General features: G+C 72.5%; 22 protein-coding genes. 12 read left to right on the forward strand and 10 right to left on the reverse strand.

Annotated features, from left to right (window positions below; all coding sequences use genetic code 11):
* From N8J89_RS32855 to N8J89_RS32875, 5 genes are all read right to left on the reverse strand, one after another.
* Positions 1-2,763 carry an aminotransferase class V-fold PLP-dependent enzyme gene (locus N8J89_RS32855; RefSeq protein WP_283660867.1) on the reverse strand — a complete coding sequence of 921 codons (2,763 nt, stop codon included), beginning with the start codon at positions 2,761-2,763 and terminating at the stop codon, positions 1-3.
* Entirely contained in the window at positions 2,760-3,263 is a 504-nt protein-coding gene (locus tag N8J89_RS32860) for a hypothetical protein (protein ID WP_283660868.1), read from the reverse strand. The genes N8J89_RS32855 and N8J89_RS32860 overlap by 4 nt, the downstream gene beginning before the upstream one ends.
* Before the next feature lie 416 nt (positions 3,264-3,679).
* Positions 3,680-4,087, reverse strand: a complete 408-nt coding sequence (locus N8J89_RS32865; protein WP_185008604.1) for an SCO2097 family morphological protein — start codon at positions 4,085-4,087, stop codon at positions 3,680-3,682.
* Between the two features lie 341 nt (positions 4,088-4,428).
* Complete coding sequence (locus tag N8J89_RS32870; protein WP_283660869.1) at positions 4,429-5,046, reverse strand: TetR/AcrR family transcriptional regulator; 618 nt, start codon at positions 5,044-5,046, stop codon at positions 4,429-4,431.
* Between the two features lie 4 nt (positions 5,047-5,050).
* Complete coding sequence (locus tag N8J89_RS32875; protein WP_283660870.1) at positions 5,051-6,094, reverse strand: agmatine deiminase family protein; 1,044 nt, start codon at positions 6,092-6,094, stop codon at positions 5,051-5,053.
* Between the two features lie 102 nt (positions 6,095-6,196).
* Between N8J89_RS32875 and N8J89_RS32880 the strand changes: the two genes are divergently transcribed.
* Entirely contained in the window at positions 6,197-7,099 is a 903-nt protein-coding gene (locus N8J89_RS32880; RefSeq protein WP_283660871.1) for a universal stress protein, read from the forward strand.
* Here N8J89_RS32880 and N8J89_RS32885 read toward each other — a convergent pair.
* The 3 genes from N8J89_RS32885 to N8J89_RS32895 form a co-directional block, all read right to left on the reverse strand.
* Complete coding sequence (locus tag N8J89_RS32885; protein WP_283660872.1) at positions 7,096-8,379, reverse strand: DNA polymerase IV; 1,284 nt, start codon at positions 8,377-8,379, stop codon at positions 7,096-7,098. The two genes, N8J89_RS32880 and N8J89_RS32885, sit on opposite strands and share 4 nt — an antisense overlap.
* Positions 8,380-8,864: 485 nt before the next feature.
* On the reverse strand, positions 8,865-10,001 hold the full coding sequence (locus N8J89_RS32890) for a methyltransferase domain-containing protein (protein WP_283660873.1): 1,137 nt from the start codon (positions 9,999-10,001) through the stop codon (positions 8,865-8,867).
* 34 nt (positions 10,002-10,035) lie between these two features.
* On the reverse strand, positions 10,036-11,535 hold the full coding sequence (locus N8J89_RS32895; RefSeq protein WP_283660874.1) for a GGDEF domain-containing protein: 1,500 nt from the start codon (positions 11,533-11,535) through the stop codon (positions 10,036-10,038).
* A gap of 530 nt (positions 11,536-12,065) precedes the next feature.
* Between N8J89_RS32895 and N8J89_RS32900 the strand changes: the two genes are divergently transcribed.
* The 7 genes from N8J89_RS32900 to N8J89_RS32930 all read left to right on the forward strand — a co-directional run bounded on the left by N8J89_RS32900 (position 12,066) and on the right by N8J89_RS32930 (position 17,256).
* The gene (locus N8J89_RS32900; protein ID WP_283660875.1) at positions 12,066-12,305 is read left to right on the forward strand and encodes an FAD-dependent oxidoreductase; all 240 of its coding nucleotides are present in this window, start codon (positions 12,066-12,068) and stop codon (positions 12,303-12,305) included.
* Between the two features lie 26 nt (positions 12,306-12,331).
* Entirely contained in the window at positions 12,332-12,637 is a 306-nt protein-coding gene (locus N8J89_RS32905) for a hypothetical protein (protein WP_283660876.1), read from the forward strand.
* A 30-nt stretch (positions 12,638-12,667) separates the two neighbouring features.
* Positions 12,668-13,474, forward strand: a complete 807-nt coding sequence (locus N8J89_RS32910) for a LytR/AlgR family response regulator transcription factor (RefSeq protein WP_283660877.1) — start codon at positions 12,668-12,670, stop codon at positions 13,472-13,474.
* A gap of 170 nt (positions 13,475-13,644) precedes the next feature.
* Positions 13,645-14,028 carry a hypothetical protein gene (locus N8J89_RS32915; RefSeq protein WP_283660878.1) on the forward strand — a complete coding sequence of 128 codons (384 nt, stop codon included), beginning with the start codon at positions 13,645-13,647 and terminating at the stop codon, positions 14,026-14,028.
* Complete coding sequence (locus tag N8J89_RS32920; protein ID WP_283660879.1) at positions 14,025-15,737, forward strand: sodium/solute symporter; 1,713 nt, start codon at positions 14,025-14,027, stop codon at positions 15,735-15,737. The genes N8J89_RS32915 and N8J89_RS32920 overlap by 4 nt, the downstream gene beginning before the upstream one ends.
* Positions 15,734-16,942, forward strand: a complete 1,209-nt coding sequence (locus N8J89_RS32925) for a histidine kinase (RefSeq protein WP_283660880.1) — start codon at positions 15,734-15,736, stop codon at positions 16,940-16,942. The genes N8J89_RS32920 and N8J89_RS32925 overlap by 4 nt, the downstream gene beginning before the upstream one ends.
* 26 nt (positions 16,943-16,968) lie before the next feature.
* The gene (locus N8J89_RS32930) at positions 16,969-17,256 is read left to right on the forward strand and encodes a hypothetical protein (protein WP_283660881.1); all 288 of its coding nucleotides are present in this window, start codon (positions 16,969-16,971) and stop codon (positions 17,254-17,256) included.
* Positions 17,257-17,304: 48 nt separating this feature from the next.
* On the opposite strand, the gene N8J89_RS32935 is transcribed toward N8J89_RS32930, so the two are convergent.
* Positions 17,305-18,024, reverse strand: coding sequence for a class I SAM-dependent methyltransferase (locus N8J89_RS32935; RefSeq protein WP_283660882.1), 720 nt, complete (start codon positions 18,022-18,024; stop codon positions 17,305-17,307).
* Between the two features lie 81 nt (positions 18,025-18,105).
* On the opposite strand from N8J89_RS32935, the gene N8J89_RS32940 reads away from it, so the two are divergent.
* The 4 genes from N8J89_RS32940 to N8J89_RS32955 are packed head-to-tail and all read left to right on the forward strand — an operon-like array spanning position 18,106 to position 21,037.
* Complete coding sequence (locus tag N8J89_RS32940) at positions 18,106-18,990, forward strand: ParA family protein (protein WP_252480786.1); 885 nt, start codon at positions 18,106-18,108, stop codon at positions 18,988-18,990.
* Entirely contained in the window at positions 18,987-19,628 is a 642-nt protein-coding gene (locus N8J89_RS32945) for a LysE family translocator (RefSeq protein ID WP_283660883.1), read from the forward strand. The genes N8J89_RS32940 and N8J89_RS32945 overlap by 4 nt, the downstream gene beginning before the upstream one ends.
* Positions 19,629-20,459 (forward strand): DNA-formamidopyrimidine glycosylase family protein, encoded by an 831-nt coding sequence (locus N8J89_RS32950; RefSeq protein WP_283660884.1) that lies wholly within the window; start codon positions 19,629-19,631, stop codon positions 20,457-20,459. It abuts the gene before it with no gap.
* Positions 20,456-21,037 (forward strand): Uma2 family endonuclease, encoded by a 582-nt coding sequence (locus tag N8J89_RS32955; protein WP_283660885.1) that lies wholly within the window; start codon positions 20,456-20,458, stop codon positions 21,035-21,037. The genes N8J89_RS32950 and N8J89_RS32955 overlap by 4 nt, the downstream gene beginning before the upstream one ends.
* A 74-nt stretch (positions 21,038-21,111) precedes the next feature.
* On the opposite strand, the gene N8J89_RS32960 is transcribed toward N8J89_RS32955, so the two are convergent.
* Positions 21,112-22,476 (reverse strand): uracil-xanthine permease family protein, encoded by a 1,365-nt coding sequence (locus N8J89_RS32960; RefSeq protein WP_283660886.1) that lies wholly within the window; start codon positions 22,474-22,476, stop codon positions 21,112-21,114.
* Positions 22,477-22,519 lie beyond the last annotated feature (43 nt).

Below are 22,519 nucleotides of genomic sequence, written 5' to 3' on the forward strand. Positions count from 1 at the left end.
CTACTGCCGCACGGCCTCGGGCGTCTGAAGTTCGCGGCCGTGGCTGACCACGAGGTCGAGGACGGCTTCGACGTCCGCGCGAGTGCTGGCCGGGTTGATCGTGCACAGGCGCAGCACCACCGCGCCGCGCACGCGGGTGGTCAGCACCAGGCCGTCGCCGCCCGCGCAGACGGCGCGGCTGATCCGTTCCTGGGCGCGGTCGCCGTCCCAGTCGGCGGGGACCCGGCGCGGGCGGTAGGCGAAGGTGAGCACGCAGAGGCTGGGCGGGGTGACCAGGTGCAGCTCGGGATGGGCCTGGATCAGCGTGCCCGCGTGTTCGGCGAGGTCGATGCCGCGTTCGATGGTGTCCCGGAAGGCTGCTGCGCCGAAGGTCTTCAGCGACAGCCACAGTTTCAACGCTCGCAGCCCCCGGCTCTGCTGGGGGCCGTGGTCGGAGAGGTTGGTCTCGGTGCCGGGCGCGTGGGCGGGGTCGAGGTAGGCGTTGTCGAGGGCGTGGCGCGCCAGGCTGAAGGTGGCGGGCAGCAGTTCGGGCCTGCGCAGCAGGACGCAGCCGATCTCGTACGGCTGGAACAGCCACTTGTGCGGGTCGACGGTGAGCGAGTCGGCCCGGCCCAGTGCGGCGCGCAGGTGCTGGCCGCGGCTGGTGGCGGTCACGGCGGCGCCGAACGCGCCGTCGACGTGCAGCCACAGATCCTCGCGTTCGCACAGGTCCGCGAGCTCGGCGAGCGGGTCGATGGCGCCCGTGCCGGTGGTGCCGAGGGTGGCGGTGACGGCGAAGGGCCGGTATCCACGGTCCCGGTCGTGGGTGATCTGCTCGGCCAGCGCGGCGGGGTCGAGCCGCAGCTGTTCGTCAGCGGGCAGGACACGCAGCTGCTCGCGGGTCAGGCCGATCAGGTGCGCCGCGCGGGCCACCGAGGGGTGCGTCTGGGACGAGCAGTACAGGCGGGCCTGCTCCCGGTGGCCGTCGAGGTGCTGGTCCCTGGCCACGGCCAGGGCGGTGAGGGTGGCCACGGACCCGCCGCTGACAAAGAGTCCGCCGTGGCCCTCGGGGAGGCCGAGCAGGGCCTTGAGCCAGTTCAGCGTGGTCAGTTCGAGCTGGGTGGGGCCCGCGCCGACGAACCAGGCGCCGGGCACGGAGAGGTAGGCGGCGGCAAGCGCGGCGGCCAGCACCGCGGGAAAGTTCCCGGTGGCCGGCACGAAGGCGAAGCTGCGCGGGTGGTCCAGCCGGGTGGCCTCGGCCAGCGCCTGCTCGGTGACCTGGTCGAGCAGGGCTGGCAGGTCGTCGACACCGTGTTCGGGCAGCGGCTCGTCCAAGACCGCGCGCAGAGCTTCAGGAGCCGGAACCTGCCAGGTCGGGCGGTCACCGGTGGTGGAGATCCGCTTGATGATCAGTTCGATCGCGTGCCTGCCCGCCCGCCGCATGTCCGCCTCGCACATGCGCAGCGGCGGGAGCGAACTGGTGGCCGCACGACACCGGAGCTGGAAGGACCTGACCCAGCGCAATGCCTCGGCGCTGGGGTGCGGCCGGGGTTCCCTGGCCGCGACCGGTCGGCTGAACTGGAGCAGACCGATCTCCTCCCCCGCCCGGATCGGCCCCGGTCCCGCGATGGCCCACCACACAGCCTCCGCCGCCGTGACGTCAGTGAGCCGGGCCGGACCGGGAAGAGGCTCGTGGCCGTCGGCGCGGTAGTGCCCCGAGGGCGGAACCTCGGACAGGGTGAGGTCGGCGGCGGCGTGCACGACGAGCTGGCTGTACCGCGGTCCGGCCGGGTAGGTCCGGCCCGAGGTGGGCGGCAGTTCCGGGGCGAGGAAGGCGAGCATGTGCAGGCCCAGCGCCGGAAGCAGCCCACAGTCGCTCTCCACGGCCTGGACGAGCGAGACCACGGTCTGGAACCGCGGGTTGACCTCGATGGCCAGCAGCCGCCCGGCGTCGGCCACCAGGTCCAGCCCGAACATGCCGCGGAAACCCCTGGCGCGCAACAGTTCGCCAACCCGCCAGGCCGCGAGCCTGGCCTGCCGGTAGAGGTCACCGGGCAGTTCGTCGGGCGCGAGCAGCTGGTTGCCGCAGTGCGAACCCCAGGCCGCGGCCAGTTCCGGCAGGCCGACCAGCTGGTGCGAGACCGCCGAGACCACGGTGCGGTCACCGCCGGCGCAGGCGGTGACGGTCAGCGAGATCCCCGGGTGGAACCGGCTCAGCTTGACCGGCTGGTCCGGCCACTCGGCCAGGCAGTCCCGCAGGTCCGCGACCGAGTCGAGGACGCGGGTGCCGTGGCCGATGAGGTTGTTCTCCCGGCGCTGGGCAACCGTCCTCGGCCACTCCGCCTTCCAGTAGGCCGAGGCGGCCATCCGGTCGCGCGCCGGGACGACGGCCGACGACGGGCTGGCCACCCCCGCCCTGGCAAACAGCCCGACAGAGGCGATCTTGTCCGCGGCCCAGGCGGTCAGCTCGGGCGCGGGCGCGAGCAGGCGGTAGCCGTGCGTGCCCGCCCAGGTGCGGGCGTTGTCGCCGTGTTCGGGCGCGAAGGACACGCAAACCCGGCGCTGGTCGGCCGCCGCCGGGGGCAGGTGGCCGGGCGGCGGCGTGGGCAGCGGCTGGAACGCGGAGACCTGCTCGTGCCGGAGCCAGGCTGGCGACGGATGGCACGAGGCGTACACGAACGGACAGTGGTCCAGCCACACGGCCTCGTCGACCAGCTCGCCCAGCAGGCGCAACCCGGCCCCGGCCTCGACCCCCTCGATGTCGCCGAGGGGCGCGCCGGTCACCGGAGGAGGGTCAGCGTGTCCAGCCCGCTCACCCTGGACACTCCCTCGCCCAGCGCCGCGGTGAGGTCCAGCTCGGGCAGCACGACCACGCTCTGCGCCAACGCACCCCGGAACAGGCCGTCTGTGACGGTGCCAAAAGCCGTGACCACGATGCTGCCGTTCACCTTGGCCACCACGTTGCTCGCCCAGTGCACGGTGCTGCCGCGCCCGGTGTTCCAGTGGTAGGTGGCCTCCGCGGTCGGGATGGTCACCGCGACCGCGCTGGTCGTCTCGGTCGACTCACCGGAGCCGCGCGCCGAGGAGACGCCGCCGAGCAGGCAGGTGCCGAAGTCCTCAACGAACCTGATCGTGGTCGGCCGCGGCGTCAGCGTCAGCGGCGGGTCGAAGGTGATTGTCTGCGTCCCCAGGCACTGCGAGACGCCAAGCCGCGGCAGGGCCTCGGCAGGAGCCGCCGCCAGGACGCCGAGCACACCCGCCAGCGCCACCGCCGTGACACCCATCAGCCCACGCGCCCAAGACCACCGAACCACGGCCGCACCTCCACGAGTCCCCCTGTGAGGCGCCCACTGTGACCGACTACCCCATCAAGGTCAACCGACACACCCGAACGGCCCAAGTACGCGAATCAGACGCGTCCCACGGGCAGCCCGGAACCCGCGGTCCGGGCACGCCCTGCCGCTGCTGTTCGCCGCGGATCTTGGTCAGCTGGCCGGATCGCCGGCGTGCTGGATTCGCGGCGGCCCCCTCACCGCCGGGCTCGGCGGAGCACATGGGTTCGGCCGGCAACTCATGGCACCGGTGGCGGGGCTGGCCGGGCTGGACATGACTCAGCGGGGCGTCCGCTCCCTGGCTGCTGGGAGGCGACACCCCGCTGGGTAGTCTGGCTAGCTGGTGGTGGTGATGGTGGTGGCTGCGATCAGTGTTGATCACCGTCGTCGAAACGGCGGCGGAAACGCTCTTCCATTCGCTGAGAGAACGAACTCCGCCGCGGCGTGGCCGACCGCTGTTGCGGCGATCCACCTTCCTCGGCGGCTGGGTCTGTCTTGTTCGTGGCGGACAGACCCCACACGGCGCCGACGAACATCAGCAGGAAGCCGACGACGCTCAGCACCGGGATTTCGGCCGGTCGCAACACGGGCAAGATCACACCGACAACGAGCAGCAACAGGCCCACCACGAACACCGCAAGCCCCTGTAGGCGTCGCCGTCGAGATGGCCTTCGCAACCGAGCGCCGCGCACGGTGGAGGCGAACTTGGGGTCCTCGGCGTAGAGCGCGCGCTCGATCTGGTCGAGCAGTCGCTGCTCGTGCTCGGAGAGTGGCATGGCTCCTCCTCCGGCACAGCTTGTAGCGGGCGCCGGGCTTCAGCGGTTCCGCCGGACCCGGCGGGCGCCCCGCGTGGGGCGTCACCTTGAGAATACGATCCGTGCGACGCCTAGACTACCCGGTCCCCGGAGTCGAGACGGTGGTGTCTCAGACGTCATCCGCTCGGGGTAGTAGCCAAGGGTGACTGAACGCCGTTCAGGACGATGTTCCAGTGCGTTAACCCCACTCCGACGGACGAGCAGTTTGATCACGCCGCCCTGGTCGGGCCACGGATCGCCACCACCGCCACAACGGCCCGCGGAACGCCCTGGTCATCACTGCCAGCCAGGTGATCCGTACGTCACACGGTCGGAGCAGTCCGCTCCGGTGCGACGCTCGGCCGCTGCCCCGGCAGACATTCGGCCGCCACCGCCGCCCGGACCGCCGCGTGCGCCTGCTCGGTGCTGAGCAGCTTGGCCAGCCAGCGTGAGCTGAGCCCCTCCACGAGCGCGGTGAACCGGACCGCCGCGGCCGCCGGATCGACCGTGGTCGAGATGCTGCCGTCCTCCTGTCCCTGCTCGATCAGCTCGGCGATGTACCTGCCCCACCGGAGCCCGGCGTTGCCCACGATCTCCCGCAACGCCTTGTCGAACACGGCCGCCGCCCGGAGCTCACCCCAGACCGCGGAGTTCTCCCGGACCCGGCGCTTGTCCTGGAACTCGCGCTGGAGGTTGTCGAGCAGCCGTTCGTACCCGTCGCCCCGGCTGGACTGGGTGTACTCCGCGGCGCGCTCGTCGACGAACCGCATGGTCGCCGCCAGCAGGCCGCTCCGGCTCTTGAAGTAGTAGTAGATCAACGCGGTGGAGGCCCCGGCCTGCTGCGCCACCTCCTCCACGCGGAGGCCGCGGACGCCGGTGCGGGCGATCATCCGGCAGGTCGCTTCCAGCAGGGCCTGCCGTCGGTCGGGCGCTTCGCTCACGGGATCACATTGTCATGGCCGGCTCCTGCTGGGTCGCGCAGTGGATGCCACCGCCGTATTGGGCGATGGGGTCGATGTCGAGCTGGACGACCGCACGACCAGGGTGCAGCTCGGCCAGCAGGCCGCGGGCGTGGTCGTCGGCCCGCCGGTCACCAAAACTGGGGACGAACACCGCGCCGTTGGCCACGTAGTAGTTGAGGTAGCTGGCCAGGAAGTCGCCGGAGCCACGGATCCGGGACCGGTCCGGCGCCGGAAGCTCGACCACCTCCAGCGGGCGGCCCCGCGCGTCGGTGGCGCGCTGGAGCGCTGTCAGCGCCTCGTCGCTGACGGCCGTCCACTCATCCGGTGCGGAGCCCGCGGCCGGCCGGTCGAGCAGCACGACACCGGGAGCCGCGAACCGCGCCAGCGCGTCGACGTGGCAGTCGGTGATGTCCGCACCCCGGACACCGGCCAGCCAGATGACCTTGTCGACACCCAGGACCTCGCCGAGCACGGCCTCGACGTGTGCCTTGCCGCGACCCGGGTTGCGGTTGTAGTTGAGCAGCGAGCTCTCGGTGGCCAGCAGGGTCCCCTCGCCGTCGACCTCGAGGGAGCCACCCTCGGCCACGAGCCCGGCCACGAGCCGGGGCAGGCCGAGGTGGTCGAGTAATCGCCGGGCCACGCGGTGGTCGTCCTCGTGCGGGTGCTGCTTGCCGCCCCAGCCGTTGAACCCGAAGTCGACCCCGGCCACCGCGCCGGACCTGCTGACGAAGGTCGGCCCGTGGTCGCGCGTCCACAGGTCGTCCACCGGGATGGGCAGCACCTCGACCGCGCCACCGACCGCCCGCTGCGCCGCGTCCCGGTGCTCAGGGCGGGCGAGCAGGGCCACCGGCTCATGGTCGGCGACGGCCCTGGCCAGCTTGGCCACCGTGTCGCGGACGGCGGGCAGGTCGGCTCGGTACAGCGAGGTGTGTGCGGGCCAGGAGAGGTACGTGCGGGCATGCGGAACCCACTCGGCCGGTATGCGCCATCGCATGTTCGGTGGGCTGTTCTCGCTGTTCGGCGGCATGGGATCCACCTTGCCATCTACTGAAAATTCAGTCAAACTGGCTGGGCAACCGGTGTGGTCAGGCGTGCCGTTTGCCGGTGTTCGAAGGGGGTAGCCAGGAATATGACGGCTGACCTGGAACTTGGCGCACGGGTGGTCGCTGGGGTCGACGGCTCGCCTTCGGCGGCGGCCGCGGCCGAGTGGGCGGCCACCGAAGCCCGACTGCGGAACCTGCCGCTCCGGCTGGTGTGGGCACACGAGGTCACCGCCCCCGGCTACGGCGTGGGCGCGCTGCCGGAGGGCGCGGTGGAGCAGGACTCGGTGCGGGAGTGGGCCGAGCAGTCCCTCGCCGAACTGGTGCGGCAGTGCCGCGCCGCCCACCCCGGGCTGGACGTGCACGGCGACTTCGTCCCCGGCGACCCGCTCGACCTGCTCGTCGAGCACAGCAACGGCGCCGACCTGCTGGTGCTCGGCGCCGCGGGCCGCTCGGCCGCCACCGGCATCCGGCTGGGATCGATCGCCTCCAGCGTGGTCCGCGGCGTGGCCTGCCCGGTGATCGTGCTGCGCGCCCCCGCCGATCCCGAGCAGGGCCCGGTGGTGGTCGGCGTGGACGGCTCGGAGACCAGCGCGGCCGCCCTGGACTTCGCCTTCGACTTCGCCGCCCGGCACCACCGCCGGATCGTCGCCGTGCACACCTGGAGCGACCTGCCGCTGGACGCCTTCGGCCCGGTCCGCGCCTGGGACTTCGACCCGAAGATCATGCACCAGGAGGGCCAGGAACTGCTGGCGCAGTGGCTCCTGCCGCTGCGGCGGGAGCGGCCGGACATCCCGGTCGAGGAGGTCGTGACCACCGAGAAGCCCGCGGACGCGCTACTGGAACGCGGCAAGGACGCGGCGCTGATCGTGGTCGGCAGCCACGGCAGGGGCGCGTTCCGGCGGCTGCTGCTCGGCTCGGTCAGCCACGCGGTCGTGCACTACGCGCACGGACCGGTTGCCGTGGTCCGCGCCCCGAAGTCCACGACCTAGTCCCTGGCCATCCGGGGCCTGGTCACATCGGCGCGCTGCGGCGCGGCGCCGAGCAGCGAAGCCGGTTTGATCGCCGCCCCGCCGAACTTGGCGCGGGCGGCGTCGGCGGCTTGGTCAGCCTCGCGCCAGCCGCGTTCGGGTTCGTCGAAGGTCAGCTGGTCGCCCGCGCCGCCGTGGTCGTCCAGCTGCTCCACCCGCACCCCGATCAGCCGGACCGGCCCTGGCGGGGTCTGCTCCTCCAGCAGCTGGCAGGCCAGGCGGTAGATCTCCTGGGTGACGTCGGTCGGCAGCGGCAGCGTGCGGGCGCGGGTGATCGTGCTGAAGTCGGCGAACCGCACCTTGATCGACACGGTCCGCCCGCGCAGTCCCCGGCTCCGCAGCGAGGCCGCGGTCCGCTCGGAGAGCCGGAGCAGTTCCCGGCGCAACACCGCGCGGTCGTGGTGGTCGACCTCGAAGGTCTCCTCGGCGCCGATCGACTTCTCCGGCGACTCGGGCACCACGGCCCGCGTGTCATGCCCGTTGGCCAGGCTGTGCAGGTGCTCGGCCTGGGCGTTGCCGACGATGCGGCGCAGCCGGGCCAGCGGGGTCTCCGCGAGGTCGGCCACGGTGTGCAGACCACGGTCGACCAGGCGTTCCTCGGTGCGCTTGCCAACGCCCCACAGCGCCGAGACCGGCAACGGCCGCAGGAACGCCAGCACGTCCGTCTTGGGCACCACCAGCATGCCGTCGGGCTTGCACAGCCCGGAGGCGAGCTTCGCGACGAACTTGGTCGAGCCCACCCCGACCGAGCAGGTGATGCCGTGCTCGGCCTCCACCCTGGCCCGGATCTCCTCGCCGATCCGGCCGGGAGTCATCCGCAGCCTGCGCAGCGCGCCACGCACGTCGAGGAACGCCTCGTCCAGGCTCAGCGGCTCCACCAGCGGGGTGAAGTCGCGGAAGATCGCCATCACCCCGGCCGAGACCGCCGAGTACAGGGTGAAGTTCGGCGGGATGAACACCGCCTTCGGACACAGCGCCCTGGCCCGGCTGGTCGGCATCGCCGAGCGGACACCGAAGGTGCGGGCCAGGTAGTTGGCCGAGGACACCACGCCCCGGTTGCCGGTGCCGCCGACCACGACCGGCACGTCCTTGAGCTCGGGCCGCTCCCTGATCTCGGCCGAGGCGTAGAAGGCGTCCATGTCCACGTGCAGGATCGGACAGCCGGTGTCCTCCGGCCAGGCGCCGTCCCGCGCCTTGTACTTGTCGACCAAACCGCGCGGCAGATCCCCGCTCCGGCCCATCCGGCACCTCCCCACCTGCACCGATCCGGGTCTCGAACGGGCGTTCGAGGCGTGGCTCGAAGTCTAGACAGCCGGTCCGACACTGGTGTTGCGGCTGACTCGGCCCCTACCGGCACCTGGCCTGCCTACCTCCGTCGATCAGCCCGACCTTGACCCGCTCCGAGTAGTCATCTGTCCGTCCAGGCACGCGGGCGGCAGCCTCGGCTGCGGAAACTGGATCTCCTCCGGCCGTTCACCTTCAACGGGAAGCGAGAGCCCAGAGAACTCGCGAAGAGAGTTGATCGCGGCCGGGAACAGCGAACACTCATTCTCGCGGAAGGCGCGAAGATCATGCTCGATCGACACCTGCCGTCCAGGTGTCCATCGCTCCCACCCACGTATATCCGCCCCCTCCGAGGTGCGGTAGCGGGCCGCGCTGGTGACGCCAGTGCCGGGCGGAGTGGGGGCGATTACCCACGGGAGCACTGGGTAGCCGCAGCGGAGCGTCAGATCGGGTTCGACTCGCGGTCCAGCCACATCGTCTGCCCCTCGGGGGTGACGGTGACGCCGAAGCGGCGTGGTCCCGGCCGGCCCCGTTCCACCCACCAGCGGTGCGCCGCCTCGACCTCGGCCCACAACGACCGGGGGCCGGCCTCGCGCACCTCGACCGTGCTGTCCCGGACCTCGGCGATGGCCGCGGAGTCGCTGGCGGCGTGGTGGAGCAGGATCTCGTAGTCGTGTTCGCCGGTGTAGCTGATCTCGCAGCCGACCTCCGGCAGGCGCAGGCCGATGCCGAAGACGCCCTCGCCGAAGGCCACCTCGCCGGGGGGCACCGCGCTGGTGCGCGGGGCGCCGGTGTCGGCGAGCTCGGCGTGGTCGGCCGCGTCGCCGGTGGACAGGCGCTGGCCGCGCAGCTGCATGAAGGCCACGCCGCCGATCACCGGGCCCGCGGCGGTGCCGTCGGGGCGCACGGTCAGTTCCAGCAGCACGCCGTTGTCGAAGGCGTTGCCCCACGGGGTGAGGATCATGCCGCCGGGGCGGGTCTGCTCGACCCAGGGGTACGGCAGGCCGTCGCCGACCGCGGCGACTGTGGCGACCACCCGGTCGAACGGGGCTCGCTCCGGGCATCCCAGGGTGCCGTCGGCGCAGGTCACGTGCACCGGGTGGCCGGTGCGAGTCAGGTTGGCGGCGGCGATCTCGGCGAGCGTGGGGTCCAGTTCGACCGTGGTCACCTGGTGCGGGCCGACCAGCTCGGCGAGCAGGGCCGCGTTGTAGCCGGTGCCCGCGCCGATCTCCAGCACCCGCTGGCCGGGGATCAGCCGCAGCCGGTCCAGCATGTCCACCACCAGGCGGGGCTGGGAGGCGCTGCTGGTGGCCACCCGGCCGACCTGCGGCCAGCGGGTCGCGCCGTCGTCGAACTGGGTCACCACCACGGTGTCGCCGTACACGCACTCCCGCCACAGCTCCGGGTCGGTCAGCAGGTCCACCGGCCGCGGCTGCCTGCCGCGCGGCGAGCACCACATCCGGCGCGGGATGAACCAGCCCCGGTCCACCCGCGCGAAGGCGCCCAGCACGGCCTCCCCGGCCCGGCAGACCGCGCGGATCTCGGCGGTGTGCTCGGCGTGACTGGTCGGTCCCGGCACGGCGGACTCCCTGGGCGTCGGCGGGGCGCCGGTGTCAGCGACGGGCGCCCTTGAGCTCCAGCATGGCGCGGTCGGCCTCGGCCAGCGCGGTGGGCAGCTCCGCGGGATGCGCCAGGTCCGCCCAGCCGATGGTCACCGAGATCGGGGTGCCCGCGACCAGCGCCTCCCAGTCCTCCTCGTCGACCGCGGCGGCCAGCCTGCCGCCGATCTCCACCGCCTCGGCCACGCTGGTCTCCGGCAGCAGCGCGACGAACTCGTCCCCACCGTAGCGGGCCACGAAGTCGCCGCGGCGCACCGTGCGGGACAGGATCGCCGCGACCCGTTCCAGCACCAGGTCGCCGGAGAGGTGGCCGTGCACGGTGTTGACCGTCTTGAAGCCGTCCAGGTCGATCACGCCGATGGCCGCGGTGCCGCGCTGCTCGGCGATCATCGCCAGCCGCTGCTCCAGGTGCCGCCGGTTGGGCAGGCCGGTGAGCGGATCGGTGAGCGCCTCGGCGGCGTAGCGGCCGACCGCGCGGCGCAGGTCCTCGTGGTCCAACCGGGCGCCGACGCCCTCGATGAACCGGTCGACCAGCCGGGACGGGTGCTCGCCTGCCAGCTTGAACGCCTGCCGGTCGGCGGTGTGCGCGGCCCGGTGGTCCCCGGCGGCGGCGTAGGCCAGCGCGCGCAGCCGGAACAGCTCGGCCGGGCCGAGGGTGTTGGCGACCAGGGTCATCGAGTCCAGCCTGGCCAGCGCGTCCAGCGGGCGGCCTGCCGCGATCGCGTCGCACACCTGGGCCAGCGCGCCGAGGTCGGCGGCCTCGTGGCCCTCCAGTGACACCTCGGCCATGGTCAGCTGGACCGGTTCGCCGAGCGCGGTCAGCCGGGCGCTGGCGTAGCGGTAGAAGGGGTAGTCGGCCGGGCGCAGCTCGCTGCCCGGCTGGCACTGCCTGGCCAGCGACACCGCGGTGCGCAGCATGTCCCGCGCGCCCTGCTCGTCGCCGCGGTGGTCCAGCGACACCGCGCAGCGCAGCGGGATCTCCGGGGTCAGGTACTCCTCCGGCGGCAGCCCGGCCGCGGCGGCGGTGTTGCGGGCGCGCACCGAGGCCAGCATCGCCTGGTTGTGGAAACCGGCGATGGAGTAGGTGATCGCCAGGTCCGCCCACGCGTCGGCGGCGATGGTGTCCGCCCTGGTCACCAGCTCCATCGTGCGCGAGCCGCGGACCAGGTGCCGGACGCAGCGGTCCACCGAGCCCTCGGTCAGCGCGACGTAGGCGGCCAGCGCGTACAGCTCGCCCATCAGCGCCGGGTCGCCGCTGGCCAGCACCACGTCGAAGGCCTGGTCGGCCACGGAGACGGCCTCCAGCCGGTGGCCGTCCATCATCAGGCAGCCCAGCTTCATCAGCAGTGAGCGGCCGACGATCGCGGGCTCCTCGGCGCGGGCGATCACCGCGTCGGCCAGCGCGATGGCCTCGCTCAGCGCGCCTTCCCTGATCAGCTCCCGCATCCGGTCCGGCGCGGCCGCGTCGGACGAGGTGACCGCGTCTGCTGACATGTCGCGCCTCCTCACCCGCACCGGTTCCAGCTGTGCCGATCCTGCCACGTGCGGTCCACTGTGGTGAGTGACCGGGAAACATCGTTGCCCGCCGGAAGCCGACGGCGGGCAGGCGGTCCGCTCCCCCTCCTGTACGGGCCACGGGGCCACGGGGCCGCGGCGGCTCGGCCGGATCGAGCAGAGGACACCGGCGGCGCCAGCGGGGCGGGAGCGGATTTCGCACGACAGCGGCTGGAATGACATGTTCCCGCCAGCGCGCCGCCAATGAGCCGTAGCGCCGATGAATGGCCGGAATTTGCCGATTAACGGTCATTTTCACCGCTCATCGGTTCCATCCACAGATAGTTGAAAATGAATCGACCTTCGCTGGAGTTGACCTTACTCCACCTGGACCCACCTGCGACAACTCCCGTTATACCCATCCGGCTCGCCCGATCGGGTGGGGAGCTGGAAAGCGAGCAGACGCTTACGTCATGCTGACCGCGGAGTCATTCTTCTCCGGCGGCCACGCGAACGCACCGAGGGAACTCATGCCCGCAGACTTCGCGCCCGCGCGTTCGGTCGCCGTGCTCGGCGCCGGCGCCAGCGGGCTGGCCGCCGCACGCGAGCTGACCAGGGCCGGGCACCGGGTGACGGTGCTGGAGGCCAGGCACTCGGTGGCCGGGCAGTGCGCCGCAGCGGAGATCGACGGCCGGGCGCACGACCCGGCGGTCACGGCTGCTCCCCCGGCCATCACCGGCTGGCCGCTCTGGTCGACGACCTGGGCCTGAGCAGCACCGACACCGGCCCGCCGCTGGTGTTCGACCCCGCGACCGGCCGGAGTCACCCCCACAGGCCTGGTCCGCTGTGCCGCGAGATCCTGGCCCGCTATCGGCGGATCCGGGCCGAGCAGTTCCCGCGGATCGCCGCACTCGGGCTCGCGCACTCCGCCCGCGCGCTGGCCGCGCCCGCCCGGCGCTGGCTGGCCGAGTACCGGCTCACCGCACTCGCCGAGGTCTTCGGCCCCGGCTGCACCGCGGCGAGCTACGGCCACCTCGACCTGCCCGCGCTCCGGCGGCATTTCGCCAACGGCGGTCACGAACTCCTGGCCACCAGCTACTGATCGTTTGATCAGGTCGATACAGTACCGAAGATGCTACGTGTGCTGGCGGTCGACGACGAGGCTCCGCTGCTGGAGGAGCTGCTGCACATGCTGCGCGCCGACGCCCGCATCGAGCAGGCCGACGGCGCCGAGGGCGCGATGGAGGCGTTGCGCCGGATCGACCAGGTGGCCAAGGAGGGCGAGACCCTCGACGCGGTGTTCCTGGACATCCACATGCCCGGCCTGGACGGCCTGGAGCTGGCCAGGCTGCTGACCCGGTTCAGCACCCCGCCGCTGGTCGTGTTCGTCACCGCCTACGAGGACTTCGCGGTCGAGGCCTTCGAGCTCAAGGCCGTGGACTACGTGCTCAAGCCGATCCGCGCCGCCCGGCTGGCCGAGGCGGTGCGCCGGGTCGCCGAGCGGGTCCGGGCCGAACGCGCCGAGCCGGTCGCGGTCGAGCCGTCGGCCGCGACCGGCGCCGCGCATCCGGTCGCGCAGGAGCCGCCGGATGAGGTCATCCCGGTCGAGCTGGGCGGGCTGACCCGGTTCGTCCGGCTGGCCGACGTGCACTACGCCCAGGCCTGCGGGGACTACGCGCGGCTGCACACCGGGCAGGAGACGCACCTGATCCGCGCCTCGCTCGGCCAGCTGGAGGAGCGCTGGCGGGCCGCCGGGTTCGTCCGGGTGCACCGCAGCCACCTGGTGTCGCTGCGGTTCGTCGACGAGCTGCGGCTGGACACCGGACAGCTCAGCGTGCGGGTCGGCGCCCAGGTGCTGCCAGTGAGCCGGCGGCACGCCCGCGAACTGCGCGACCTGCTGGTGCGGCAGGCCCGGCCCGATCGGCAGCCGCCGAGATGAACGGCCGCCGATCGGAGGGCTCCCTCGATCCGTTTGGCCTTGATATCGGCGAACCCTAGACTCGGCCGTGACCTGGGTCACGTTCACTGGGCTTCCGGCCCGGCATCATCCACCCGGGTCAGCGCCGTGACTGCCTGACCACGCTCCGCGACCACGGGGAGAACCTCGACGTGACCGAGCCGCGCCAGCCACCCCGGCGGGTGGTGGTCACCGGCCCGCGCACCAGGCCGGTCCGGCCGCGCCGGGCCGCCCGGATCGGGCGGGAGGACAAGGCCACCCTGGACGAGGTGTCGCTGCGCGCGCTCATCCGCAGCCAGCTGCGTGCCGGGATCGCGGTCTGCCTGGCCGTCGGCCTGCCGCTCGGCCTGCTGCCGGTGCTGTTCGAGCTGGTCCCGGCCAGCCGCGCGGCCGAGCTGTTCGGCGTGCGGGTGCCGTGGCTGATCCTGGGCGGCGGGGTCTACCCGGTGCTGCTGCTCATCGGCTGGCTGTACGTGCGCGGCGCGGAGCGCATCGAGCGCGACTACCAGGAATTCGTGGAGGACCCCTCGACGTGAACGCGCTCTCCGGCCTGATCGCGGTCGGCGTGGTGACCGTGGCGACCATCCTCATCGGCGCCTACGGACTGCGCGTCTCGCGCACCACCTCCGACTACTACGTCGCCTCGCGCACCGTCGGCCCGTGGTGGAACGCCTCGGCGATCAGCGGCGAGTACCTGTCCGCGGCCAGCTTCCTCGGCGTGGCCGGGCTGATCCTCAGCTTCGGCGTGGACATGCTGTGGTTCCCGGTCGGCTACACCGCGGGCTACCTGATCATGCTCGCGCTGGTGGCCGCGCCGCTGCGCCGCTCCGGCGCGTACACGCTGCCCGACTTCGCGGAGAACCGGCTGGAGTCGGTGGCGGTGCGCCGGGTGGCCAGCCTGCTGGTGGTGGGCATCGGCTGGCTGTACCTGCTGCCGCAGCTGCAAGGGGCGGGGCTGACTCTGAACACGCTGACCAATGCGCCGGTGTGGGTGGGCGGCGTGGTGGTGGCGGTGGTGGTCACGCTGAACCTGGCCTCCGGCGGGATGCGCAGCATCACCTTCGTGCAAGCCTTCCACTACTGGCTCAAGCTCACCGCGATCGCGGTGCCGGCGATCCTGCTGATCATGGTGTGGCAGCGCGACGGCGCGCCGCTGGTGGACGCGGACCGGCCGGCCACCTTCAGTCAGCAGACCACGGTCACCATCCGCACCCCGGTGCGGGTGCAGAGCAGCGAGGCGGTGCGGGTCACCGTGCACGGGCGGCTGGACGGCATCAGCCATCAGGGCGCCGAGGTGGAGCTGACCGTGGGCGCGCACGAGCTCGGCCAGGACACCAGGGTGATGTTCCCGGCCGGCGCCGCGGTGCCGCACCTGGACTCCGCGCGGGTGCTCACCGGCGACCAGTGGGCCAGCCCGCTCTCCGGCGGGCGCGACGAGTACCCGCTCTACGTCACCTACTCGCTGATCGTGGCCACCTTCCTGGGCACCATGGGCCTGCCGCACGTGCTGGTCCGGTTCTACACCAACCCCACCGGCCGGGCGGCCAGGCGAACAACACTGGTGGTGCTCGGACTGCTCGGCGTGTTCTACCTGTTCCCGCTGGTCTTCGGCACGCTCGGCCGGCTGTACGCGCCGGAGCTGCTGATGACCGGCGCCACCGACGCGCTGGTGCTGGTGCTGCCGAGACGGCTCATCCCCGGGTTCGCCGGGGAGCTGCTGGGCGCGCTGGTGGCCGGGGGCGCGTTCGCGGCGTTCCTGTCCACCTCCTCCGGGCTGGCCATGTCGGTGGCCGGGGTGCTCTCCCAGGACGTCTTCCGCGGGCGCGGGCTGCGCGGGTTCCGGTTGTCCGCGGTGCTGGCCACCGTGGTGCCGGTGGGACTCGCGCTGATCGGCACCGACCTGCCGATCGCCAGCTCGGTGGGACTCGCGTTCGCGGTGGCCGCCTCCTCGTTCTGCCCGCTGCTGGTGCTGGGCATCTGGTGGCGCGGGCTCACCTCGGCGGGCGCGGTCGCGGGGCTGGTCACCGGCGGCGGGCTGACCTTGCTGGCGGTGCTGGTCACCATCTCCGGGGAGCTGCGCGCCGGCTGGTTCACCACGCTGCTGAGCTGGCCGGCCGCCTGGTCGGTGCCGCTGGCCTTCGCGGTGATGATCGTGGTCTCGCTGCTGACCAAGGACCGGGTGCCGCGTTCGGTGCACGCGACCATGGCCCGGCTGCACGCCCCGGAAGGAACCACCGGCCGATGACCCGCACCTCCGCGCTGTTCGTGCTCCTGCTGCTGCTCACCGTGCTCACCGTGGCGTTGCTGGTGATCGTGCGGCGCTCGCGCGCCAACCGGGACTTCGGCACGCCCACCGACCGGGCCACCTTCGAGACCCTGCACGCCGCCTCGCTGGCCGCGCCGCCGCTGCGCGCCGGGCTGACCGCCGAGGCCGCGCGCAAGGCGATCCGGCGGCTGCGCGACCTGCTCGGCACACCCGCGCTCTGCCTGACCGACCAGGAGTCGGTGCTGGCCTGGTCAGGGGAGTGCGAGACGCACGTGGCCAGCGCGCTCACCCAGGCCGCGGAGACGCTGCGCTCCGGTCGGGTGCAGGTCAGCTCGGCCCGCTGCGCCGACTCGCGCTGCCCGCTGCGGCACGCGGTCATCGCGCCGCTGGTGGTGGACGAGCACGTGCTGGGCACGCTGATCGCCTACAGCGACGCCAGCCCGCCGATCCTGGTGCGGGCCACCAAGGAGGTGGCGAACTGGGTGTCCGCGCAGCTGGAGCTGGCCGAGCTGGACCGCTCGCGGACCAGGCTGGTGGAGGCGGAGATGCAGGCGCTGCGCGCGCAGATCTCGCCGCACTTCATCTACAACTCGCTGGCCACCATCGCCGCGTTCGTGCGCACCGACCCGGAACGCGCCCGCGAGCTGCTGCTGGACTTCGCCGACTTCACCAGGCACTCCTTCCGCAAGCACGGCGAGTTCACCACCCTGGCCGACGAGCTGCGCGCCATCCACCAGTACCTGACGCTGGCGATCGCGCGCAGCGGCGACAAGCTCGCGGTGACCTTCCAGGTCGCGCCCGAGGTGCTGCCCGTGGCGGTGCCGTTCCTGTGCCTGCAACCGCTGGTGGAGAACGCGGTGCAGCACGGGCTCTCCGGCCGGGACATGAGTGGCCGGGTCACCATCCTGGCCAGGGACGCCGGGGCCGAGGCGGAGATCCTGATCGAGGACGACGGCGCCGGCATGGACCCGGAGACCCTGCGCGGCATCCTGGCCGGCGAGGGCGCGCCGTCGGAGGGCATCGGCATGGCCAACGTGGACGAGCGGCTCCGGCAGGTCTACGGCGATGACTACGGGCTGGTGGTGGAGACCGCGGTCGGCGCGGGCACCAAGGTCAGGGTGCGGGTGCCGAAGTACCAGGCGGGCGTACACGTGACCCCGCCCGCGGTGCACACGCCCTACTGAACCGGGCGCGATCCGCGAAGAAGATCATGAACCGGTTCACGATGCTTGCTCCCGCGCCCAGCGCCGCCGGCATCCGCGATCACGACGCCAACGATCGCAGCGTCAACGATCGGAACGTCGGCGATCGGAACGTGGACGATCGCAGCACCCACGAACGCGGCCCCGGTGATCGCGACCTCAACGATCGTGGCCCTCACGATCGCCATCCCGACGATCACCGCACCGACGATCACGGTTCCAACGATCGCAACAGCCGCGATCAGAACGGCCGCGATCGCGCAGTGCCGTCAGCTCCGCGAAACGCGGTTCTCTAGGCAACCGTGTTTTCCGCGCGCACCGCGCTCAGCGCCACCCGACCGAGCTCAGCGCCGCCCGACCGCGTGCAGCCGGGTCGCCAGGTCCCGCAGCGGCGGGCGTCCCGCGGCCGCCAGCTCCAGCTCGGCCAGCGCCTCCGCCGCACCCGGCGTCGCGTCCAGCACCGCCCCCGGCACCAGGTCGGCGAGCACCCCGTCGCCCTGGAGCACCTCGACCGCGAGCCCGGCCCCGGCCAGCAGCTCGCCGAGGCTGTCCGCGTCGAAGCGGCGCTGCAGCTGGTCCGCGGGCCCGACCCGGCCGTCCGGGTCGTCCAGCAGCCGCCGCGCCTCGGTCAGCCGCCCGGCCAGCGCCCGCCCGACCAGCGCCGCGTACCGGTTGGCCACCAGCACCGAGACCACCCCGCCCGGCACCGCCGCCGCGGCCAGCGCGGCCACCGCCGCGGTCACGTCGTCCACGTGCTCCAGCAGCCCGTGCCCGAGCACCAGGTCCGCCCCGCCGGGCTCGACCACATCGCCCAGGAAGTCCACATCGCCCTGCACCGAGGCGACCCGGTCGGCCACCCCGGCCTCCTGCGCGCGGCGCTGCAGGGTGGCCAGCGCGTTGGGGCTGGGCTCGACCACCGTGACCCGGCATCCGGCCGCGGCCAGCGGCACCGCCCACACCCCGCTGCCACCGCCGACATCCAGCACACGGGGCGCGCTGACCCCTCGGTCCCGGACCGCGGCCAGCTCGGCCTCCAGCACACGGTGCACGGCGTCGGATCGCATAGCCGCACCCTAATCGGCCTGGCGCAGGAGTCCCGAAACGGGCTACAAGACCTTGATTCGACAAACCCGTAGGCTGCACCCGTGCATACGGTCGCGGTGTTGAGCCTCAAGGGTGGGGTCGGCAAGACGACGGTGGTGCTGGGGCTCGCCTCAGCAGCGATGCGGCGCGGGGTGCGCACCCTGGTGATCGATCTTGATCCCCAGTGCAACGCCACCTCGGCGCTGGAGCCGGAGGAGACCGAGTCCTCCCTCGTCGACGTCCTGAAGAATCCCACCAAGTCGGCCGTGCGGTCCGCGATCGCCCCCAGCGCCTGGGGCGAGGAGGTCGACGTCCTGGTCGGCGCCGAGGAAGCGGAGCTGATCAACCAGCCCAACCCGAGCCTGGCCCAGCTGAACCGGCTGGGCGCGGTGCTGGACCGGGTGCAGGAGCTGATGGCCGAGGACGAGCTGCCCTACCAGCTGGTGCTGCTGGACTGCCCGCCCTCGCTTGGTCAGCTGACCCGTTCCGCGCTGGTGGCCGCCGACCGCGCGATGCTGGTCACCGAGCCGACCATCTTCGCCGTCTCCGGGGTGCAGCGCGCCTTCGAGGCGGTGCAGAACGAGCGCGAGGAGAACAACCCCGAGCTGCAGCCGCTGGGCGTGGTGGTCAACCGGGTGCGGCCCCGCTCGCACGAGCACCAGTTCCGCATCGAGGAGCTGCGCGAGATCTTCGGCCCGCTGGTCATGCCGGTGTCCCTGCCGGACCGGCTGGCCGTGCAGCAGGCGCAGGGCGCGTGCATGCCGATCCACCAGTGGGGCACCCCCGGCGCCCGCGAGGTCGCGCTCGCCTTCAACCTGCTGCTGGCCAGGGTGCTGCGCTCGGCGCGCAGTGCGAACGCCCGCGCCCGCCGCGAGCTGGACGCCGAGATCGCCGAGGGCGAAGAGCTGGCCGCCGGTCGTGAGCTGGTCGAGCAGGACGTCGAATGAGCGGCGAGATCCTGCTGGCCTACTGCGTGGCCGCGCTGGTCCTGGTGGTCACTCCCGGCCTGGACACCATGCTGATCCTGCGCTCGGTGCTGGTCGGCGGCCGCCGCACCGGCCTGGCCACCGGCCTGGGCATCACCCTCGGCTGCCTGGTCTGGGGCGCGGCGAGCATCGCGGGTATCACCGCGCTGCTGCGCGCCTCGGAGCTCGGCTACAACCTGCTGCGGCTGGCCGGCGCGGTCTACCTGGTGTGGCTCGGCGGGTCCGCACTGTGGCGCTCCTGGCGGGATCGCCACCTGGAGCAGGACACCGAGGTCGAACCACCTCCAGCGCCCGCGGCGGGTGGCTGGCGGGCGCTGCGCTCCGGTCTGCTGACCAACCTGCTCAACCCCAAGGTCGGCGTGTTCTACCTGAGCCTGCTGCCCCAGTTCCTGCCCGCGACCGGGCCGAACACCGGCTGGGCCGCGCTGCTCGTGCTCATCCACGTCGGCCTGGGTTTCCTCTGGCAGTTCGTGCTGGTCGGCGTCGCGGGCAGCGCCCGCCGCTGGCTGACCAAACGCCGGGTGCGCACCTGGCTGGACCGGCTGACCGCGACCATCCTGCTCGGGCTCGGCCTGCGGCTGGCGTTGCAGGGACCGTAGGTGCCCGAGGGCGACACGGTCTTCCTGGCCGCCCAGCGCCTCGACGAGGCCCTGCGCGGTCAGCTGCTCACCCGCGGCGAGCTGCGGCACCCAGACTTCGCCGCGGCCGACCTGGGCGGCCGCACGGTGCTCTCGGTGCGTTCGGTCGGCAAGCACCTGCTGTTCCGCTTCGATGACAAGACCACGCTGCACACCCACTTCCGGATGGACGGCAGCTGGCACCTCTACCGCCCCGGCGAGCGCTGGCGCGGCCCCGCGCACCAGGTCCGCGCGTTGCTGACAACCGAGGACCGGGTCGCCGTCGGCTTCCGCCTGCACGACCTGGCCCTGGTGCCCACCACCGGGGAGCACACCCTCATCGGCCACCTGGGCCCGGACCTGCTGTCCCCGGACTGGGACCAGGCGATGGAGGACGAGGCGGTGCGCCGCCTGACCGCCGACCCGGCCCGCGAGCTGGGCACGGCGCTGCTGGACCAGCGGGTGCTGGCCGGGGTCGGCAACCTCTACAAGGCCGAGGTCTGCTTCCTGCTCGGCGTCTCCCCCTGGTCACCGGTGGGCGCGGTGGACGCGCGGGCCGCGGTCCGGCTGTGCCGCCGCCTGCTCTTCCGCAACCGGCTGCGCCCCGAGCAGTCCACCACCGGCAGGCTCGGCGCGGCCAGCCACTGGGTGTTCGAGCGGGGACGGGCCGGCTGCCTGCGCTGCGGCGGGCCGGTGCGGGTCGGTGAGCAGGAGAGTTACGGGATGCCCAGGCTCACGTACCACTGTCCCCGCTGCCAGCCTGATGCCACACTGGAGGCAGTCGACCCCGAGCTGGAGGGAGGGAGCCCGTGAGTGTCGCGTTCGTCCGGCATGTCGGTCCGTGGACCATCGAGGACATCGAGGCCCTGCCCGACAGCGGCAACCACACTCGCTACGAGCTGCTCACCCCTGGAGTCCTCACGGTGAGCCCAGCCCCGGGCACCCGCCACCAGCGCGCCTCCCGCGCCTTGGCGAACCTGTTGGAGCGGGCCGCCAAGCAGGCGGGCGCGGACGTGGAGATCCTCGAAGCGGTCAACGTGGTCATCCCCGGCGGGCGGCTGGCCGTGCCGGACATCGTGGTGGTCAACGGCGACTACGCCGACACCGACCCGGCCCGCTACCCCGCGACCGAGGTCCGCGCGGTGGTCGAGATCGTCAGCCCGTCCACGCACCCGCAGGACCGGATCATCAAACCGCAGCTCTACGCCGAGGCAGGCATCCCGGTCTACTGGCGGCTGGAGCTGGAGCGCACGCCGCACCTGATCACCTCCGAACTGCGCCGCGGCCAGTACACGCACACCCTGACCGCCTTGGCGGGCACCGAGACCACGATCTCGCGGCCGTTCCCGCTCACCCTGGACCCGGCCGAACTGGTCCTGCGCGGCCGCTGACCGCGGCCCTGACCAATGCCCTATCCAACCGGCGCGACCGTGCCCAACCGGCGCTCGTGCGGCGCGGCCCGTGCCTAACCTGCGCTAGTGCCCTCGGCCGTGTCCTGGCCGCCCTTGTCCTTGGCGCCGGGCTGCCTGGTCTCCCTGCTCCCCGGCCGCTTCGTCGCCGGCTGCTCGCTGCGGTGGGTGAGGCTGCGCAGCCAGCGGAGCAGCGGGTGCAGCACCACGATCACGATGGTGCCCCAGGCGATCCCGCCCAGTTCCACGTCGCCGAGCTTGAGCTGCAGCTCGCCGATCCCGGCGACCAGCGCGGCGCCGCCGACCATCAGGTTCACCGGGTCGGTCAGGTCGATCTTGGCGTCCAGCCAGATCCGGACGCCGACCAGGCCGATCAGGCCGTAGAGCACCAGGCTGGCGCCGCCGACCACGCCCGCGGGCACGGTGTTGATCATCGCGCCCAGCTTCGGCGAGAACGACAGCAGGATGGCCACCAGCGCGGCCACCACGTGCGCCGCCGTGGAGTACATCCGGGTCGCGGTCATCACGCCGATGTTCTCGGCGTAGGTCGTGGTCGCCGAGCCGCCGCCGAGCCCGGCCAGCGTGGTGGCCAGGCCGTTGCCGATGAGCACGTCGCCCGCGGAGCCGTCCAGGTCCCGGCCGGTCACCGCGGCCACCGCCTTGAGGTGGCCGACGTTCTCCGCGACCAGCACCACCACCGCGGGCAGCACCGCGATGACCACCTCGGGCCGGAACTCCGGGGTGTGGAAGTCGGGCAGTCCGAACCAGGGCTCCATCGCCACCCGCTCCAGCCGGACCGGGTGCAGCTCGCCGTTGTAGGCGGCCAGCACCCAGCCGACCAGCAGGCCCACCAGCACCGCGGCGCGGGAGGGCATGCCGCGCAGCACCACGCCGACGAACAGGATGGTCAGGAAGGTGACCACGGCCAGGCTCGGCTGGCTCTGGAACGGCGTGGTCGCGTGCCGGGACAGGTTCAGCCCGATCACGATCACCACCGCGCCGGTGACCACCGGCGGCATCAGCGACTCCAGCAGCCGCGCGCCCAGCGCCTTCACCGCGATGCCGATGACCACCATCAGGATGCCGGCGACCAGCACGCCGCCCACCCGCGCGGCCATCGGCACGTTCTGCATCAGCGCCGCCGTCAACGGCGCCACGAACGCGAACGAGGAACCCAGGTAACTGGGCACTCGATTACGGGTGATCAGCAGGAACAGCAGTGTGCCGAACCCGGAGAAGAACAGCGTCGTCGTTGGCGGAAAACCGGTGAACAGCGGCACCAACATGGTCGCGCCGAACATCACCATGACGTGTTGCACGCCAAAGCCGATGGTCAGGAACCAGTTGAGCCGCTCCTCCGGCGCCACCATGGCACCGTCCTGTACCCGACGGCCATCGCCGTGCAGGGTCCACAGCGCCACGATCCCCTCCCAGCGCTCCCGTTCGTGCGAGGGATACTGCCAC

Source organism: Crossiella sp. CA-258035 (assembly GCF_030064675.1).
In the GTDB taxonomy this organism is placed as follows: domain Bacteria; phylum Actinomycetota; class Actinomycetes; order Mycobacteriales; family Pseudonocardiaceae; genus Crossiella.